Below are 18591 nucleotides of genomic sequence, written 5' to 3'. Positions count from 1 at the left end.
CCTTCAGACCTTCGGCGCCTCATCGGCGTTCTGTGCCTGGCCAGCCAGCTGTGCGGCGACACGTCGTCGCGCCGCCACCACCTCCTCGGCGAGTACGTGCTCAAGCGCTCCGAGGCCGGCAGCGTGAGCCTGAGCGGCAGCATTCCATGCGCGTTCGGCGACCTCTTGAAGTTGCTGGTCTGTCGGCTCGAAATTCGGATCAGCCAGTCTGGGACGCGAGGGGCCCGGCTGCCGGTGCGCGGCCTCCCCATGCGGGACGCCGTCGTGACCGTGGTCCGGGATGTTCATCCTTCTGCCTCGCCAGCTCGCAACCCGACGTGGGGCGGCACTTCGATGACGAACCCGGGATCGAATTGCGGGTTCTCTGGAGTGCCGTCCTCAAGAAAGTGCCCCCTTGGGTTGCTCACGATGCGGCAGGCGCCGCGCTTGTAGTCCGCCGGCACATGGGTATGACCGTGAATCCAGAGCGCAGGCACGTCGAAGAACTCGTCCGGCAAGTGGGTCACGTAGGCGGGCGGTAACCTGTCGCCGGCTCGGCTTGGGGGCAGCGAGGCCGACGACGGCGCATGGTGGGTGACGACGACCGTGGGTCCCTCAAACGGCTGCTTGAGTTCTCGTCGAAGCCAGTCGCGATCCTTCCAGTGCCTCACCAAGGTGTCCTCGGCCTTCAACGGACGCTTCAGGTCCCGGCGGCGGCTCTCGGTATCGATCGTCTCCATCACGCGGATGCGCGCGTAGTCGTTCAGGTCGCGGTTGGCTGCCGCCAGGCTGCTGTTGATGTCGGTGTCCCACTGTCCGTCGGCTTCGACCGGCAGGCTGAAGTCCGTCCACAGGGTCACGCCGAAGAAGCGAACGCCACCGATCACCGCGACGCTGCGGTGCAGGACGCGCACGGGGCCGTCCTTACCCTCACGCGACATCGCGTTCAACTGGAGTTCGAGGACATGGCCATAGAACTCGTGGTTGCCAGGCACATAGATGACGGGCCGACCACTGAAAGCCATCGGGTCGGCCGCCCACTGCACGCCGAGGGCGCCGGGCGCCTGGATGTCGCCTGCAAGAATCGCGACGTCGAAGTCCAGGTCGGCCGGCACCTGGTAGTCGTACCGCTCGCCGGACTCTGGCTCAGTACGGAACTCCAGGTGCAAATCGGACAGGATCAGCAGTCGCATCACTCGGTCCCCGCGGCCCTCGCGGCTCTCGCTGCGCGTTCGGCTTGTGCCTGTTCCCGCCGGGCCTCAGCGTCGACCAGGTGCACATCGCACCATGTGGTGCGAAGTCCGCCAAGCGATCGGATCTTCCCGGGAGCGCCGCAGGTCTCGCAGACCAACTGCGCCGCGAGCTCGGCGGTCCAGACGATCTCATTGATCCGATCGCGCAGGGCCTCGTAGTCCTGAGCCTGTCCAAGGCGCCAGGCAAAGTGCAAGTGGCCGAATTTCTCCTTGATCTGAAGCACCGTGAAGGCAGGCGCGTCTGCGCCCAACACGGTCTCCAGCCGCGAGCAGAGCTCGTCCACGACCTTGTACCAGCCTGCCGTCAGGTAGCTGGATGCCTCCGGCACCCTGTTCTTAAAGAGGTGCGGATGCGCTTCGATGAGGCGGCGCAGGTTCGGGTCAACGGCGGAGAGGGAGGTCATGAGGGGTCCTCAGAGCGGCCTGCGATGGCGGCCGGTTGACGCAAGTGAAGTCGTTCCTCGATCGCGCGCAGAGACTGCGATGTCAGATCAGCCCCGGTCTCGCACAGTACAAGGCAGGACAGGTCCGGCGTGAAGGCCGAGGCGTCGTCATCGATAGCAGCCCAGTTCGCGTGCTCCAGGCCGCGGCCAGCCAGCCACGACCGGATCTCCCGTTCACGCCGTGCCGGCCCCGCCGGCAGTGAGGGGGTGGTCCCCAGAACTCGATGCCCAAGATCCGCGGGAAAGAGCGACCGCAGTTCTTCCAGCGTCGAGCGTTCGCGCCAGTCGCTGGAGATCACGAGCATGACCTGCGGCCAACGGCGGAGCCACCCGGCCAACAACGGCATGCGGGAATAGCGCTGGCTGGCGTCGATGGGATTGCCAGGGTGAAGCACGCCATCGAAGTCCAGAGCGAGATAGCAGAAGCCGGTCATCGCGCGGTCCTCGACACATGGCTCGCATCGCCATCGAGTTCACCCGGGACGATGACCTCCCAGCGGCCATCCGGCCACAAGCCGGATACGCCGCGCAGTCCAACGCCGTATGACCGAAAACCTTGCTGCACCCACACCGAAGACGAATCCAGAGCATCGTGATGATGGCCGTGCACCACGACCTTAGCCTTCATCCCCCGTGCCAGCTCGTCAAGCACGACAAAGCCGCAAGGGTGGTATGAAGGCGCCTCGTGGAGCACGAGGATGTCTGCGGATTGAGTCGCTAGGCGGTCGATCGCCTCGGGGTAGATGGTTCCCCAGTGGCGACGGTGCGTTCCGCCTCGCCATCGGTCTTGGCGCGGTGTTGCGCGTGCATGCTCCTGCCGGGTCGGGAACTTGGGCCGATCGCCGGCAAGCTCCGATGATTTCGGAAACCAGACGGATCCCCGGAAGACGCCGCCGAGGCCGGCCAGCCGTCGGCCATCGGGCAGCTCGATCACGCGCCCATCGATGTTGCGATCGGCAAGCTCGTCATCCCAAACACGCCGCCAAATGTCGTCCGAGTCGGAATCGTGATTGCCATGAATGAACCAGACCGGAATGCCCTTCACGAGCAGGGGTGTCAATTCCTGGTGAAGCGGCCGCCGCGGCTCCAGATCGCCGAGCAGGATGACCGCCGATGCTTGGGTGATTTCGGCGGCCCGAATCACGGGTTCGAAGTCTCCATGTGGGTCTCCGGCGAACAGCACGGGGGTATTCATCGGAGGATCCCCCACAGCTCCATATCAAGCTTGTCCAACACGGCGACAACGCCGGCCTCTGGCGGATCCTCGATCGAATACGACGGGTTCGATCGAACATGCAAAGCCTCCTCGTCGAGGACGACCAAGCGCCCGAGAGGAATTTGCCAGCGGCGGCACGCGCTGTGCATCGCCGTCGCGCGGTCCGGTGACTGGATCGCGCCAACGCACCGCATGCGGTGACCCAGTGGACCGAGCAGTTTTCGGATCATCTTCTGATGGCACGCGATTCGCCAGCTGCTGTGAAGGAGGATGTCGACCTTCTCACTCTGGCGAGCCAAGAGGTCCTCGAGGGTTTGCGCATGGCAGAGGAGGCCGTCATCGAGAAGTTCATGAACGGGGAGTCGGCCTTCGTAGAGGGCGCGCATCAGGTCGAACGAGCGGGTGACGCGTTCGAGGCCCACGCAAAGCAAAGCTCTCATGCTCAGCCACCTTCGACACGGTGGAGTGCGTCGAGAACCAGCTCAAGGCCGTCTTGCTGGTCAAGGACGTCGAGAGGGATCCGACCACCGAGCGCAGGCGCCGGCAGTGCGATCCATTCGAAGACCCAGTCGTTTCTCTCGACGCCGACAATCGACTGCATCCGCACGAATTGCCAGTGACGATCGGCATAGAGCGTCCATGCTTTCCATGCAGAGCGCAGGGCAAGAGCATCGGCGAGCGCGTGATGCCGGCCGAGCGGCATTGACCGCTGTCGCAGGGCTCGGAAGGCCGCCTCCCGGGTCCAGACCGTCACACCGAGGCCGGTCTCGTTGGCGATGTTGCGAATGCCGGTGACCGCTTGCACTCGCGGCCAGAGGCCACATTCCTCGAGCGCGCCGACAAGGAGCTCGTAGTCGGTGGGATAGTCGAACATCAGCTCGATCCGGCCACTGTCGTCGGAGGCCGCGACGTTGAGCAGCCACTCGCCGACCCGCATCCCCATGGCGGCTTCCGATGCACAGATCGCCTCCGGGAACAGGCCCCACTTGTCCTTGATGACGCCGTCGCGGACATCCCAGGCGGTCTCGGCAAGTCGAGCCTTCCCGAAATCAGAGGCAAGGTCGAGTTCGGCATAGCACTCGCGGCCGTCGAGCGTGACCAAGCCGATGCTCAGCAGCTGCGGCTGGAGCAGGGAGGTCATTTCGCAATCGAGCAGAACGTCGGTGGTCATCGGTTGAATCGCTGGCGAGGAGTGGGATCTCAACCGGCATCGGTCTCCCAGACCGGACTATCTCGATCGAACAAGCGAGCGTCGATTGGAGCCTCGACCGTTCTCGCCCATCGACGCAGGTTTGCAACCATTGTTGGCGGGACCGGAATCGGCCGCCAAGGCAAATCGATCGGCGATGGTGTACGAGATATTCACTACACGATCGACATTGCGCGGCAGCAACACGTGATGACTTACGGGAGGGCGTTTACGCGAGCAGCGCTCCCGTAAGTCATCACGTCGAGCAATATTGCCCCGGCGGCGGCGGCGGCGGCGAAACCGTCACACCTCGCGCTGCATTGCCACTCGTTGGAGGCGACGACCGCGCAGGACTGAGTTTTCCGTGATGCGGTGGCGAGATCGGGCACGGCCTGCATGGCTGTTTTCTTCGATACACGAGCCCTGGGCCGGGGAGCGCGGTCAGATGGTCTGGGGCGCGCGTTTCGCTCTACGCGGGGAGTTGGCCTTCATAGTAGAAATGTGGCTGGGAATCGGACCTAAGCTGCGGCGGGCAATACGATCCTGGCCCGGGAATCCAGCAGATGCATTGCGTCGCTGAAAGAGTCAGATAGCAGAGACGCGACTACCGCCACTGCGAGCACGGACAGCGGCATCGAATTGTTACAGATCGCTTCGAACGAACCTATGACGGGCTTCTCCCATTTGATGCTTTTCGGGAAGGCCTCCTGGAGCCATTCTTCGGGGAGTCGATCTCGGACCAGGAATGTCATCGCTACAGGTGCATCGTCGATTCCCCGGCATAGAGATAGAGCAACAGCGCGCCCAATGAGAGCGGCGCTGGACAAAGCTCTGTCGACGACCGGACCAGCCTCCAACATTCCGGCGAAGACATCCATGCAGCGTTGAACGTGCCTGTTCTGCCTTGCGCGGGCTGAAGCTCCCGTATCGAAACTCTGCGCGCGGTCAAGGTGGTGATCCGGAGGCCCTTCCTCCAGGGCGGCCAGACTGCAGCGCCAGAGTGGAACCTGGTGCTTGTCGCACCATAGCGCGCCAGGGAGCTGGTGCGATCGACGCCAGTACGAAACATGCCAGAAGGCCAAGTCTTCTTCGATGCAGGACTTGCAAAGCCAGGCATGACGCCTGACACCACGCATCAGCGAGGTTCGCCCAGCCTGAGTTTGTGCGAATGCCTCGACGGCGGCCTCGCCTGCTGGCCGATCTATCGCGGCAGCATACGGCCACATCGTGTGGTGGATGACCACATCGTGGATCGAGCATTTGTTGTGCTCAGCGATCAGTTCGGTAAACGCCAGTTCGCTCCGCTGCGTGCAGCTCATTCGTCCGGCGTGCAGGTTGTTAAGCGCATGAGTGACCGCCGCCCCATCAGCGAGGTCATTGAGAAAGCGGATGCGACCGCGATATCCAAACAGGAGCTCCTCGGGGAGCATCTTCGGTATATACACGATGGCCTCCTTCCTTCAGCGTCGCACTACGGTTGGCAGCGCGCCGAGGCTTCGAATGACGCCGGCGAGCGCCTCAGCATGGTCTTGAGTTCCGTCCCAGACCGATGCCAAGGCATCGATCAGCGTCGCGCATCGTTTGACCTGCTCGATTGAACTCAGTCCTGATCGAGTATGAACATAATCACATATTCGTTCAGTCGACTTGGTGTGCCTCGAGAATGTACCCGCGAGGATCCGACTGATCTGCGACTGACTCACGCCTGTGGCTGAAGATATCTGCATTTGCGTGAGGCCAAGGCGCTCAATTGCTTTTCTAGTCTGGAGTATTCCGGCTGATGCACGATGACTCGACATGGCAGAAAAATACATAAATGCATAAAATAAATCAAGAGTGATCTCTCTCGGTTTCTGACTACGAGATGGTGAGTAGCTACTGAAGATCGCAGGCGTCGCCAACGGCAATACTCGCGTGCGGCGCTTGACTAGGTTCCGATCGCTGATCGCTATGCAACGGGTGCCGAACTGTCCGGCAGGTACTTGAGGGCCCGGTCGATCGCCGCTCGCGTCAAGGGAAGACGGTCGAGATGACCCAGCTTCGGCTTCAGCTCTGGAAAGCGCTGATATAGGCGCCACAGGGTGATGCGCTTCAGAGGGGACTCTGTCGCCAGTTCAATGCTCAGCGTTGCGACGATGGTGGCCAGACTTTGATCACGCGCGTCCCAGTTCACGGAGGAGTGGTTCCCGCGCTTGGCGCCGGTCACGGAAGCTGACTGCTCAACCAGCCAAGTTCGGTCATTCCGGTACAGCCATGCGTACGTGGCAGGTGCTAACCGTCGTAGTAGCTTCAGTCCAACGGTTTGGTTGCCGACCAGCAGGGCCAGCCAGCCCTGGCGCTCAGCCGCCCTACGCGTTTCGATGCGTGCGCGAGACCATTCGTCATGCAGTCCCACAGTGGTTCGCAGTGTTGTCGTTATCGTGACAATCGACACATTGAATCTCGTTGCTGCGGTCGCCTTGTCGCAGCCGCGCCTAAGCGCCTCCACCAGAGCGGCGCGAACGTCCGGTCGTAGCTTCTTCGGCCGGCGCCCTACCGCGATACCAGCCTGAGACAGCCATGCCATGCCGGTCGTCGTGTCGATTCCTACGATCCTGCACGCTCGCGAGACGGAATGCCCCTTGTCTCTCACGAGCGCCACAAGGTTGGAGTGGCGGGAATCCCCGTCATTGGTGTCGCCCGCGGGCTCAGCGGCTGGCAGCTCGGCGCACTGCCACTTCCGATACGACTCGACAAACCGATCCCAACTCTCGAAGAGCCAAAGGGCATAGGCAAGATGACGCAGCGGATGGGTCATCACTCGGCTGGGATTGCTGAGACGACTCAGTTGAGATTGAGCAGATGAGCCCTGCACCGCCAGGGGGGCCAATTCGCGGACAGCGTTCAGGGGCGCAAGAAATCTTGTGAGGCTCTGGCCAGCGCTGGGGCTCAGCTGGTTGCCGTGCCGCAGGAAGCCGCGAGCCTGCAGTTGCTGCCGGTTGAGGCTGGCCAGTCGTATGGAATCAAAGTGAAACCCAATGGGGAGTGCCGCGAGCCCGCTCGCCGCAGACGCAAAGAGATACAGCAAAGTTTCCAACTGACTGCTGCCGCAGGGCCCTTCAGACGCAGTCCCGATTGCGGTGGTCAGGTCGCTTTCATCAGGTAGCGTCCAATGGAAGCGGCGAACGCCGGTCGACTTCAGCGTCGATTCCCTGAGGTGCACGCGGTGCTTGGTACAGACCCATGTGCCAGGGAGCTGGTGCTGCCGATGCCAGTACGGAGCATGAAACTCGACCAGGTCCTCTTCCATGCAGCGAAGGCAGGCCTTGAGTGGGTGGTTGGCGCGGAACCGGCTGGTCAGCATGCCGAGTTGGAATTTGAGCGAGCCGATGTAGGGGCCACGCATGGCGTCGACTGCGGCGTTGGCCTTGAACGCCGCTTGGAATGGAAGGTAGAAGGGCAGGAGCGTGCGGTCGCGGATCACTTCCTGAGCGCTGCATCCCAAAACCGCCCGCGTGCGATCAGCGAAGGCGTCAACGCTGTCCGGTAAGTCATGGGCGAGTCCACCGCGACGACGTCCGAAGAGCGTCAGACAGGTCGTCTCGGGCCGTACCTGCAGGGAGAGGCGGTGGTAGCGGCTTGCCAGGCTGAACAGCGTTTCATCGGGCAGCCAGTGAATGAAGGCGAAGTCGGCAAATCCCAAGCCGCCGTCCTCTTGGAGATTCGTCATACCCGTGTCGCTCCGTCCTCCCGTGCGCCGACGCGTTTCCCTGTCGAATCGAAGAAATTGTATTTCAGCTTTCCATTGAATATTGAAGCGAGTGCGCTGCGTACAATATATTCAATACGCGATGGTAAGTCGAGAAAACGGAAAATATATTATCACCTGTGGCTCTTGTTGAGAATAGGTGAGAGTACGGTTCGCTACCTATCGAAAGTTGTCGAAACTCGCTCATACGCACACCCCGTTGGAGACCTTTGTCCGAAATGGCACCCACTGCGAGTGAAAGAGAGCGCGTCAAGGCGTGGTTTGAAGCCGCGGGCTTGTCGGTCACCGACTGGGCGAACGAGCACGGGTTCGACCGTGCGCAGGTCTACGCTTTTCTCAATGGCAGGACGTCAGGGCGGCGAGGCGTAGCGCACCAAATAGCCGTGGCACTCCGCCTGAAGGCGCCCCCGGGACCGCTTCCGGCTGGGATTGGAATTTCCGGCAATCGCAATTCAACCGAAGAATTGGAGAGGAGGGCGCAAACTAGCCATGTCGACTAATCGGGGCGGAAAAGGCGCAGGGCCCGGTCTTTGGCGAGACGGGGCCCTGCTGGGGTCAAGAATATGCGGAACTAACCCTGACTCCATCGTGCACCTGCCAAACTGGGCTGTCAAGGCCCGGGGCCCCCTATTTCCGGCTAACTTTCCGCGTGCCGGTTTTGTTGCTACGGATTTCGGCGTTTGGCGCCCATTCAGGCCCTGCCAATATCCGTGCGCGATGGAGCAATCATGCCCAAATCGAAGAATCCGGCCATGCGTCGGATCGCAACCACGCGCGCCCGAGCGGCAGCCTCTGGCTGGGGACCCGACTATCTGGCACCCTTGAGAGCAAGCCGGGGCGAGGCGCCTTCAATATCGCGGGCCAGCGAACTGTATTCGCCCAAGGTGGGGCGCTTCCTAGAACTGCTGTCGACGCCAGAACAGGTCGCCGGTCTGCTGGCCCTGCATCATCCCGGGCTGTTCGAGCTGATTGAGCAGAAGGAACTCTCCCCGATGCCGGACCTCAATCCTCTTGAGGGTCATCCCCGGTATACCGGCCCTGCCTTGCCGCCCGTGAGCGGCACGATCGATATCGCGGACCGCATGGGGCTGCTTCGTTTTCATCCCAAAGCCTGGCAAGACGTCCCGGTTCTGCGGACTGACGACTTGGCGACGACAGCGTTCGACACGGCCGACTCCTACTGCGTTCCCGGCTACTGGCATGGTGATCTGCTCCTCTACCTGGAGGACGAGCAGGGCATGTACTGCCTCCACTGGGACACCAAAGCCAAGCCCGGGGACCATGGCATGCCGGGCCCGGGTTATGCGCCGTCTCGACGGCGACAGGCGATCTCAAGGGCGCAGGCGCGGGATAAGGTTGTGTTGGCCTATTTCCACGAAGCGAACATCCGAACCGTGCGAGTCGCTGGCAGTGAGATCGATCGGACCGTGACCAACAATCTCCGCGCGGCCGTGGCATGGCAACGTCGGCCACCGGACATGACCGATGAGCTGCAATTCGGCCTCATGTCAGAGCTGCGCGCCGCGCTGCTCAGCGAAACAACACCTATCGAGGTCTTCAGGCGCTTCTCCAGGGACACCAGCGCATCGATGGATGCCTGCAGGAGGGTGTTCTATCGCGCAATTATGAGTCGTGAGCTTCGACTCGATCTCTTTCGAGACATCGTCGTGGATCGACCCATGCTGGCCGAGCGCCGCGATGTTCTGGCGGTATACGCTGACTGGTTCGAGAGGTAGTCATGACCGCGACAAGTCAATTCTTCGCGCCCGACGGACTAGGCGAACTGAAGCGTGGCGTTCGATACCACCGCATTCATGTCAGCCTCAAGAGCGGTCGGGTCTTCCTGGCCAGTTTCCTGCCCTCGCAATCGGCAGCGCTTCATGCGATGCAAGTTGAGGATTTTGAAACTGCGCTTCTAAGCGATCGTCTTGTTCGTTGTGAAGACACTCTCAACCTGCCTCCTTGGCTCATTGATCTTGGCGGTGAGGACTTCGCATCGTTTGACCAAGCTCGGCCGAAAGGCAAGCAAAGCCTAAGAGACATGGTGGAGTTGCGATTGTTCCATCTGCAGCCGCTAGTGGAACGACTCGACGAGGTCTTCGCCTCTGACGATGTCAGACGGGAAATCAACCGCTGCGCCCGAGTCTCCATTCCTCGGCAGAACGAGACTCGGTTTACACGCTGGCTGCTTGTCTATCTGGCCTTCGGGCGAAACGTCTGGGCGCTTCTTCCAGCATTCCATCGAATCGGACACTCGGATCGGGACAACTGCCCAGCGGCGAAACTGGGCAGATTGTCGATTGACGGCGGACTGCACGGATTCCGTGTCGACGCCTCCATGCGGGAGAAGATTGAGTTCGCGGTAGACAAGTTTGCGGTCGTTGGACGCCCGATGATCGACGTTTATCGGCTTGCAGTGACCAAGGTGTTCGGATGCAGGACTGCTCAGGGCGATGATGGATCGACCTCGTTCGTGCATCCTGAAGGCGCACCGTTCCCGTCGCAGAACCAGTTCCGCTACTGGGCCGAAAAGCTGTTCGGCAAAAACGACCTCAATCGTCGCGTTTATGGCGATCATCGAAATCGGCATGAAATCTTGGCGCCGCAGGGCAGCTACATTGCGGCTGTGGCCAACTTGATGGAGAAAGCAGAAGGCGACGCGTACTCGACGCGAGAGCATCCGACGGGCTTTACCGCAAACCATGCGTCGCCGAAGGTGTACGTGGTACGCCTGCAATGCGTTACTTCAGGGGTTGGATTCGGCATCGGCTTCAGTCATGGGAGTGAGACAAGCGAGGCTTACCGGTGCGCGCTGTTCTGCGCAGCAATACCAAAGAAGAAGTTCTGCGAGCTCTTCGGAATAGAGATTGACGGGCCAGACTGGCCGTGCATTGGCTTGATGGCGATGTTCACTCCGGATCGAGGTTCGGGATCAGCAGCGGACGTTGTTGAGCAATTGAAGAAGGTCGTTGCCATCGTTGAATTGCCGCCGTCATACGAGCCGCAGAGTCACGGCGTGGTCGAGTCAGGGCATCCAAGGGACATGCACGTAGCAGGAGCTCCGACGCACGAAATCAGCCGGCTGAATGCGGTCGGCCTGGCACGACGCGAGATTCGGCAGATGATCGCCAGGAACAAGTCGGCCTCTGCGCAGAGCCGAATGACCCCGGAAATGCGCAAGGCCGGCGTTCTGCCGACGCCACTCGGCGTCTGGAACTATCTCGACGCGCGTGGACGCAACGACGCGCAGGCGATATCGTTTGATGACGCGGTGCGTATGTTTCTGACGCCTGTAAAGTTTAAGCTGGAAGACGGCAAGTTCTATCTTGGAAAGATGCCGTACGGTTCGATGGCGGCGACGACAGCGTTGACGTCGGCCAACTACAGCAAACGATGGCATGTCGTCGAAGTTGATGGCTTCGCCCTCAACATGTGCGTTCGGCACGCGTGGGTAACGATCGAGAACCGCATCGTTGAGGTCGACGCGCTTCTGAAAATACGAGATGACGGTGAACAGCTGTATATGTCGCTGAATGAGCTTGCAGCTCACGGATTGGCAGAACGACGCGACCGTCGACGTCTTGACAAGAATAGACCAGCTGCGCGAGCCGCAGAGATGGAGGCGGCTGAGCGGGATTCTGGAATCGAGCCTCACGCGGCAAGGCGTGTAAGGGGGCAAGCCAAAGCGAAGTCCGGCGTTGCCAAGCGCGAAATCCAGCATTTGAAGCATTCTTCACAGCCAAAGCGATAGTCGGCTCGAAAAGCAGGCTTGACGGACTAATCCTTGTATCGAGAGAACTGTTGCGCGCGTGAATCCGCCGATCGGATCGTGGCCGTCGCTGAATTCTCGCCGACAACGATGAGCGATCTGTTGAAGGTCACTCCGGCATCATCAGAATGGAGACTTCTCAATGGCAACAACTGCGTGGCCAGTCGAGCTTGCGCTCGGCTGGACTGACGACGAAATCAAGAACGTTGTGCGCCTGCCAGGGGAGCCGATCCCAGGCCTCATGGACATGAGGCCCGGGCCGGCCGCTGAAGCTCTGGAGCGGGGATTGGGAGAGATTTTTGAACCGAGTGATGGTGTCATCGCAGCACTCCGCAAGATCGTCGATGCAATGCGATCCCATCTGCTCCGCTACTATGGTGATCGAGGAGCGTATCTGCGAGGAATCAACGCAAAGAAGTCGCCATTGCTTGAGGAAGATGTTATTGCCACATGCATCACTGGGCTTCAAGGCGTTGGGAAGTCCGCGCTGGGGCGAGCGCTTGGGCGATTGATGGCAACACGGCTTGTAGTCGAGCCGGGATCGGGATATCCATCGGTCTCATTCGAGATGTTCTGGCATGTTAAGGCGTCGACGAGAACGACGCTGCGATCGCTCCTCGAAGACCCGCTGGCAGGGTGCCTTCATAACTTCAACTCTCTGAAACAGAGTGGAGATTTTTCCGCTTCAGTTAGCCGGGCTGCTTACCGAATGGGGGTTCTGTTGGCGTTTCTGGACGAGCTGCAATTCTTGACTCAGAGTGAAAATGCAAACTCGCTGATCACAAAACTCTTGCATGGAATGCGCTATCTGGGTCTTCCTCTTTTCTACGTGACCAACTACAGCGTCGCTAGGCGTTTGCTGTCGAGACCGCCCGAGGATCAATATCGCTTGCTCGCGAATCCAATCATTGTTCGCCCTGACGTCATTGACTCAAAGTCGAGCGTGGACCTTGATAGACAGTACACCATTGTTTCAAATGGAGCATTGCTGAGTAAGCGTGAGGCTCTGCTTGAACAAATGCAAGAGTACACAGGCGGACTCCATCGGGCAAAGATTCGCTTGCTCTCGCTGGCATTTAAAGCCTGCCGCGAGCGAAGCAAGAATGAAGTCGTCAGTTCACTCGACCTGCAGTCTGCGTTCCGATCCGTCGAATATGCGAATTTTCGGAGGGATGCAGACATCTTGCGCAAGCAGGCGGTGACTGGCACGTGGGTGGACAGAAACTATTGGTGTCCTTTCGATACTCCAGGGTCGCCCAGCCCAGCGGACTCCGTTCGGGCAAATGCCGAGGAGAAGCGCCGAACACAACAGCAGGCGCTGCTCGCGTCGCTCAAACCTGATGAGACCGCGAAACTCAAGGACTTGCAGCACTCGGAAGAATTGCCTACAAAGGAGCCAACTGCTCGGCGGCGACCATCCGCAACTGCGGACATGCTTAAGCAAGGGCACGAATTCTTGCAATCACAAAAGCAGCGTTGACGCGGGCGGAATTTTCGGTTGGTGCATATTTTCTGTCGGGGTGATTCGACCCGGGGCGAATGCTGGATCGGCCTCGTCGGGCAGGCGCAGCGGCAGGATGAACACCGGTTTGTCCGTGTCCTTCAGGGGCGAGCGACAAGGCAGCAGCAACCGGCCAAGCGCAAGCTGTTGCTATTGGAGAGTAGCCTCTCTGGTCCGTGATCATCGGCAGTCGAGATTGTCCCGAGGATGTCTCACCCGCGAGCGGCGGCCTGCTGAATTGACGAACTGGCCTGCACCGCTCGAGCGGACTATTCAATTCTTGGATAGTCGTCGTATGGAAGAAAGTAGTTGCGAATAAGCTCGGCGTGGAGACGGTGGGGCCCGTTGGGCGGAGCCAGCGTCTTTCTCGTGATTTCAGTAACTACAAGGTCCCCGGAGCCCTTCCCTAGTCCTTCAGCACACAGATCGTGAACGACTTCTTGGCCCATGTGATGACTGACAACGCACAAGCCATTGATGCCGCCATGCCCCGAGGACTTGCCGTTCAAGTTCAGTACGTTCTGCAGGAAAACTGAGTGTCCTGGATTGCTTCTGCCACGTGCAAGAGAAACCTCGTATAGGCGCTTGGCCATGCAGCCCCCTCATTGCGATTCATCTAACGGATTTACACAGACGGGCGATGCTCGGATTGCCACTCAACTGATGACCACCGACAACGCAACCGAACATTCGGCTGCAGGCATGCTGATGTCAAAGCATTGACCCGTCTTGCAATTGCACCCCATCCCCGGACGGTCCTGAGATCTGGGCAATAGCATTGTCAAGCATTGCATCGGGGTCATTCGGAATCCTGACCCGTTCGAAGGCCTGCTCCAGGTTCTCGAGCGTTAACAAGATGGTTCCATGCCTGCGCAGTTCTTCTGCCTCTGCAGCAATCTGATCGCGAGGAAGTCGGCAGACGAGCACCGTAGCGACGACATTGGGGTGTTCGCTTGCCGCTAGAGCTCTGGTCAGATCGCCGCGTCGATCCACTAGCTTTCCAAGCTTTGCGCTGAAATCGGCAATACGAGTCGTGCATTCAACGATGACCAGCTTTCCTGCTGGCGTAGCCACGATGATGTCTGGTGCATTCGTCTCCAGTTGAACAGCTGGTGAGAATCCCAGAAGGAATAGCAGCGCTGCAACGCCGAGTTCGAACTTCGAAGAGTCTTGGCCTTCCAGCACGCCCTGCCGGATCATCTTCAAGTCCCTATCGAAGTGCCGAACGGCGAGCAATCGACTGTTCCGAGCCTTCGTTGAATCTATGAACCACTGACGCCTGATGACCGAACTTCCAATCATCAACATGGTGAATACGTTCTCGGCCCTGTCCAACTCAATGGTCGCCGTCCCCATCCGCAAGCCGTCTTCAACGCCAGACCAGTTAATGCGGGCCGCAACCTGCTGTCTCGCATCAAGGCCCAACCCAGGAACGGCGCGCACCGCCAACCTCACGCGATCTACGTCAAATCCCTCTATGGCGTGAAGAATCAGATGAATGCGATTGTCATGAACGGTGCACTGTTCGAAGATGAGATCGCAGGGCGGGGAACCATGGATGTTGATTGCTGGCGGCGTGATGGTGCCGGGAGCAGGGAGATCCAGCCATGCACTTGCATCGGATAGGCCATCGAATGGCGGCGTAGCGAGCCGCAAAGCGTTGTCGATTCCAGCTAGGTCGCTTGATGTCAGAAGTGGAGCCGTCCGATCTCCGGTAATTTGCATGTGAAGCGGCGAGAACCACCTGTCGCGGAAGGCCATCTCTGAGAAGTAGTCGAGCGGCTGGATCGCTTGAAGCTTGAAGCTATTGCCTGGCAGTTCTAGACGGCCATCGAGTGCTGCCGCGAGCGTTTCCATCAGGGCAGCCTTCTTCATGGGGTACCCCTGGGCCTGGCCTACCGCGAAGTTGGGAGTGCGGATCTGGAACCGGTGGTCGAACCCTGGCTTGAGCGGTGCAAGCGCAATCTTCGCCTGCAATATACGGCCCACCATTGCGCACTCTGCAAAGTAGCGAACGTCTATGGAATAGCCGTCACAGAGCCAGTCGTCTGCAGCCGTCCAGAACGCCGCGCGCGTCGCGTCATTGTTCATATCGCCTGTTTCCATGCAGTGATTGCCGATCGCGAAGCCTTTCGGGCCCAACTCCAGCCGCGGATTGTGCTGCAGCCGTGGATTCGGCCTGACGATGGGAGCCCCTGCCGCACAGACTGCTGGACCACCAACGCTGGGCAATGGGTTTTATGCAAACGACGCAGTAGCCGGCGTCCAAGCGGACCTGAATCCGTGCCTATGCTCGGAACAGGCGTCCAGCGCAGCCTGTAGTTGCGTCTCAGCGTCTTGCCTATGCGGCATTGAACGGAGCAAAGGCGGCCTGCACAAAATCAGCAAACGCGCTCTCCTTTGAATCTCGCTGCGGCCGTTCGGCTGTCACGGCATGCAATGGCTTTCGCGACAGGTGCCAATGGTCTAGAAGTCGTACCACTTGGCCCTGGGCGAGTTCATCGCCCCAGAACCAGGCTGGCGTAATGGCTACGCTCAGGTCGGCCATAACGGCGGTGCGAAGCGCGTCCGTCGTTGACACGCTCAAGCGGCCGTCGACACGGACACTGACGTTTCCAGCCTCGCCCTTGAATACCCATGGACGTTGCCGGACAGGAATGAGGACGTGCCTTGCGAAAGCGTGCGAGCAGGAAACTCGTAGTCCTCCTTGAAACCCTGATACCGACGACGGCGATTCGAGCACGGCCTCCTGGCCAGCCTGCAGTAAGCGCTCCGCACGCGGCAGAAACTTCTCCCCTTGTTCTGTCAATGTGAGCGCCCGGGCTGAGCGTCGCACAAGTGGGGCTCCCAGCCGAGCCTCCAGCGCTGCCAACTGCCGAGTGATGGTGGGCTGAGCCAGCCTGAGCTGCGCTGCCGCGACGGTCATGCTTCCGGCGTGCGCGACCGCCACGAAGCAGCGCACCTGCTCCAGGAAGCCACTGCTCATCTCAATCCTTTCTTGACCGCTCGATGCCCGATTATTGGCCGGTAGGCTCAGCCTGTCCTGGACTGTGCCTTCAGGTTCTGCCTCCTGTGCTCCCTGAGCTTCAACCGCCCGTGCTCTCCGCTGTGCGGAAGCTCCTTGGTCGTACTGGTGCGAAATACACTGGAAGCTGGGAGAAGGGCTCCCGATCCAACAGCGACTCCAAGAGGTCTGCGGCGTGCCTATCTATGAACTCCACCGCCTAGGGTGGAATAGCTTTCAACAGCTCTGTCAGACCATCTGCCGAAGGGTACTGGGGCAGACCGTCCAGTCATTTCTGGACTCAAACGATGCCGGCCGCGATGGCGCCTTCGCTGGCACTTGGTCACCGGGCCCCGGGGAGACCTATTCGGGCCGCTTCGTTATTCAGTGCAAGTACACGGCAGACCCAAGTCAGAAACTGAAGCCGTCCGATATTACGGACGAGATTCAAAAGGTCGAGCGGCTTGTGAAGCAGGGGCTGTGCGACGTCTACGTTCTTATGACGAACGCCGGGGTCTCTGGAGCGCAGTCCAGCCGTATCGAGGCGCTACTGGTGCGCGCGGGCGTGAAACAGGTTTTGATCTTCGGTTCGACGTGGATCAACCAGCAGATTCAAGCGAACAGGGATCTGCGCATGCATGTGCCACGGCTGTATGGGCTGGGCGACCTCAGCCAGATTCTGGACGAGCGAGCCTATGCGCAGGCTCAAGCGGTGCTCGAGTCGATGCGAGAGGATCTGTCAAAGGTCGTCATTACGGCGTCCTATGCCAAGGCGGTCAGCGCCTTGGACGTCCATGGATTTGTGCTCTTGATAGGCGAGCCTGCCGCAGGTAAGACGACCATTGCGTCGATGCTTGCAATGTCGGCCGCGGACAAGTGGGGTTCGTCTGTGCTCAAGCTCAATGACCCGGGCAAGGTTGAGGAGCGATGGAATCCTCATGAGCCGTCTCAGTTCTTCTGGGTTGACGATGCATTCGGCATCATGCAGTACGAACCGTCGTTGGCGTACGCCTGGAATCGGATCCTCCCACAGATCAAGACCATGCTGCTGCGTGGGGCCAAGATCGTCATGACGTCGCGCGACTACATCTACAGTCGCGCACGCGGCGACCTGAAGCGCGGTGCCTTTCCGCTCTTCAATGAGAGCCAAGTGGTGATTGATGTCCACGATCTTGCGCCGAGGGAGCGGGAGCAGATTCTGTACAACCATTTGAAGCTTGGCACACAGCCATCTAGCTTCAAGTCGCAGATCAAGCCGCACCTTCCATCCGTTTCGGGGCATGCGCGCTTCATCCCCGAGATTGCCAGGCGCCTCGCTGATCCCGCGTTTACCAAGCACCTGCATCTAACGGAATACCACCTCAGCGATTTTGTTGATAGGCGGGAGCAACTGCTGCAAGAAGTTCTGGATGGGTTGGACAAAGACAGCCTAGCGGCGCTTGCCTTGATCTACATGAAGAAGGACCACCTTCAAAGCCCGATATCGTTGACGGCCGCCGAAGAGGACGCCCTACAGCGACTGGATAGTAGCCTTGGAGATTGCATCGATGGACTGGAGGCCTTGAACGGCAGCCTTGTCGTGCATCAGCAGGTTGACGGTGACTCGGTATGGCGCTTCAAGCATCCGACGATCGGTGACGCGTTTGCGGCAAGCCTGGCCAGGAAGCCGGACCTTATGGGGATTTTCCTGACGGGTACGTCCGTCGAGAGCCTGATAGAACAGGTCGTGTGTGGTGACGTGTCAATTCGAGGTGCGGTCCGTGTGCCAAGAACCTTGTTCGAGCTGGTATTGGCCAGGCTTGCAGAACTCACCAATGGCAACAACGAAGCGTCAAGATACATGGCCAGCTGGCACGCCAAGTGGACGCTGCATGCCTTTCTTACAAGGCGGTGCTCCAAGGAATTTCTGGCCCTGTATGTCCAGGCGAATCCTGATCTCCTTGAACAAGTTAGTCGCCCGGGCCTGGCGCTCAGCGCCGCCTCGGAGGTCGACCTGGCCGTGCGCCTGCACGAATTCCAACTACTTCCTGAGGCCAACCGGCTTGCCTTTGTACACACCGTCAGCAATTACGCAATTGACGGTGACGACATGCGGGGGCTTAGCGATGATGACATCCGCGGGCTGTTCACGGATGCAGAGCGCGCCTCGCTTGTCGTGAGCGTACGCAGGCAACTCTTGCCCAGGTTGCGCTACGTTCGCGAGCGAGAGCAGGACTCGTATAAGCACGACAGCCCTGCAGACGATCACCTGAGTCAGCTTCTAGAGAACTTGGACACCCTCAAGGAGACGTTCGGCGATGATGCCAATGTCGTCGACTTGATCGAGCAGCAGATCAGCGAGGCGAAGGCATGGATGGATGAGAATGACTACGAAACTCCTCGCATGGTGCCCCGTACGCTCGGCGCTGCTACGGCGGTCGACGCAGCACATGGTGCTCGCAGCGTCTTCGATGACGTGGATCAGTGAGCGGTGAGCCAGAAGCACCGTC

Annotated in this window: 16 protein-coding genes; 5 read left to right on the top strand and 11 right to left on the bottom strand. The window is 59.9% G+C overall.

Going from position 1 to position 18591, the window contains the following annotated elements:
• Positions 1-3 precede the first annotated feature (3 nt).
• The 9 genes from SNE35_RS29810 to SNE35_RS29770 all read right to left on the bottom strand — a co-directional run bounded on the left by SNE35_RS29810 (position 4) and on the right by SNE35_RS29770 (position 7789).
• Positions 4-288 (bottom strand): hypothetical protein, encoded by a 285-nt coding sequence (locus SNE35_RS29810; RefSeq protein ID WP_320426699.1) that lies wholly within the window; start codon positions 286-288, stop codon positions 4-6.
• Positions 285-1172, bottom strand: coding sequence for a metallophosphoesterase (locus SNE35_RS29805; RefSeq protein WP_320426698.1), 888 nt, complete (start codon positions 1170-1172; stop codon positions 285-287). The genes SNE35_RS29810 and SNE35_RS29805 overlap by 4 nt, the downstream gene beginning before the upstream one ends.
• Complete coding sequence (locus SNE35_RS29800) at positions 1172-1636, bottom strand: hypothetical protein (protein WP_320426697.1); 465 nt, start codon at positions 1634-1636, stop codon at positions 1172-1174. The genes SNE35_RS29805 and SNE35_RS29800 overlap by 1 nt, the downstream gene beginning before the upstream one ends.
• Positions 1633-2109 (bottom strand): HAD domain-containing protein, encoded by a 477-nt coding sequence (locus SNE35_RS29795; RefSeq protein ID WP_320426696.1) that lies wholly within the window; start codon positions 2107-2109, stop codon positions 1633-1635. Before SNE35_RS29795 ends, SNE35_RS29800 begins: the two co-directional genes overlap by 4 nt.
• The gene (locus SNE35_RS29790) at positions 2106-2870 is read right to left on the bottom strand and encodes a metallophosphoesterase family protein (protein WP_320426695.1); all 765 of its coding nucleotides are present in this window, start codon (positions 2868-2870) and stop codon (positions 2106-2108) included. Before SNE35_RS29790 ends, SNE35_RS29795 begins: the two co-directional genes overlap by 4 nt.
• Positions 2867-3331 carry a hypothetical protein gene (locus SNE35_RS29785; RefSeq protein WP_320426694.1) on the bottom strand — a complete coding sequence of 155 codons (465 nt, stop codon included), beginning with the start codon at positions 3329-3331 and terminating at the stop codon, positions 2867-2869. The genes SNE35_RS29790 and SNE35_RS29785 overlap by 4 nt, the downstream gene beginning before the upstream one ends.
• Before the next feature lie 2 nt (positions 3332-3333).
• Positions 3334-4062, bottom strand: a complete 729-nt coding sequence (locus tag SNE35_RS29780) for an MbcA/ParS/Xre antitoxin family protein (RefSeq protein ID WP_320426693.1) — start codon at positions 4060-4062, stop codon at positions 3334-3336.
• Positions 4063-4598: 536 nt separating this feature from the next.
• Positions 4599-5525, bottom strand: a complete 927-nt coding sequence (locus SNE35_RS29775; RefSeq protein ID WP_320426692.1) for a TniQ family protein — start codon at positions 5523-5525, stop codon at positions 4599-4601.
• A gap of 503 nt (positions 5526-6028) precedes the next feature.
• Positions 6029-7789 (bottom strand): TnsD family Tn7-like transposition protein, encoded by a 1761-nt coding sequence (locus SNE35_RS29770; RefSeq protein WP_320426691.1) that lies wholly within the window; start codon positions 7787-7789, stop codon positions 6029-6031.
• A 257-nt stretch (positions 7790-8046) separates the two neighbouring features.
• Between SNE35_RS29770 and SNE35_RS29765 the strand changes: the two genes are divergently transcribed.
• The 4 genes from SNE35_RS29765 to SNE35_RS29750 all read left to right on the top strand — a co-directional run bounded on the left by SNE35_RS29765 (position 8047) and on the right by SNE35_RS29750 (position 13077).
• Positions 8047-8328, top strand: a complete 282-nt coding sequence (locus tag SNE35_RS29765) for a DNA-binding protein (protein WP_320426690.1) — start codon at positions 8047-8049, stop codon at positions 8326-8328.
• A 228-nt stretch (positions 8329-8556) separates the two neighbouring features.
• Positions 8557-9564: a PDDEXK family nuclease gene (locus tag SNE35_RS29760; RefSeq protein ID WP_320426689.1), complete on the top strand. Its 1008-nt coding sequence runs from the start codon at positions 8557-8559 to the stop codon at positions 9562-9564.
• A gap of 2 nt (positions 9565-9566) precedes the next feature.
• Positions 9567-11579, top strand: coding sequence for a hypothetical protein (locus SNE35_RS29755; RefSeq protein WP_320426688.1), 2013 nt, complete (start codon positions 9567-9569; stop codon positions 11577-11579).
• Positions 11580-11739: 160 nt separating this feature from the next.
• Positions 11740-13077, top strand: coding sequence for a hypothetical protein (locus SNE35_RS29750; RefSeq protein ID WP_320426687.1), 1338 nt, complete (start codon positions 11740-11742; stop codon positions 13075-13077).
• Positions 13078-13809: 732 nt separating this feature from the next.
• Here the strand turns inward: SNE35_RS29750 and SNE35_RS29745 are convergent.
• Both SNE35_RS29745 and SNE35_RS29740 read right to left on the bottom strand, forming a co-directional pair.
• Positions 13810-15204 carry a hypothetical protein gene (locus SNE35_RS29745; RefSeq protein ID WP_320426686.1) on the bottom strand — a complete coding sequence of 465 codons (1395 nt, stop codon included), beginning with the start codon at positions 15202-15204 and terminating at the stop codon, positions 13810-13812.
• A 235-nt stretch (positions 15205-15439) separates the two neighbouring features.
• Positions 15440-16084, bottom strand: coding sequence for a LysR family transcriptional regulator (locus SNE35_RS29740; protein WP_320426685.1), 645 nt, complete (start codon positions 16082-16084; stop codon positions 15440-15442).
• Between the two features lie 214 nt (positions 16085-16298).
• Here SNE35_RS29740 and SNE35_RS29735 point away from each other — a divergent pair, with 214 nt between their 5' ends.
• The gene (locus SNE35_RS29735; RefSeq protein WP_320426684.1) at positions 16299-18569 is read left to right on the top strand and encodes an nSTAND3 domain-containing NTPase; all 2271 of its coding nucleotides are present in this window, start codon (positions 16299-16301) and stop codon (positions 18567-18569) included.
• The last annotated feature ends 22 nt before the right edge of the window (positions 18570-18591 follow it).

The organism is Roseateles agri, from assembly GCF_034043675.1.
In the GTDB taxonomy this organism is placed as follows: domain Bacteria; phylum Pseudomonadota; class Gammaproteobacteria; order Burkholderiales; family Burkholderiaceae_C; genus KK5.
This window is presented reverse-complemented; position numbering and strand designations above follow the sequence as displayed.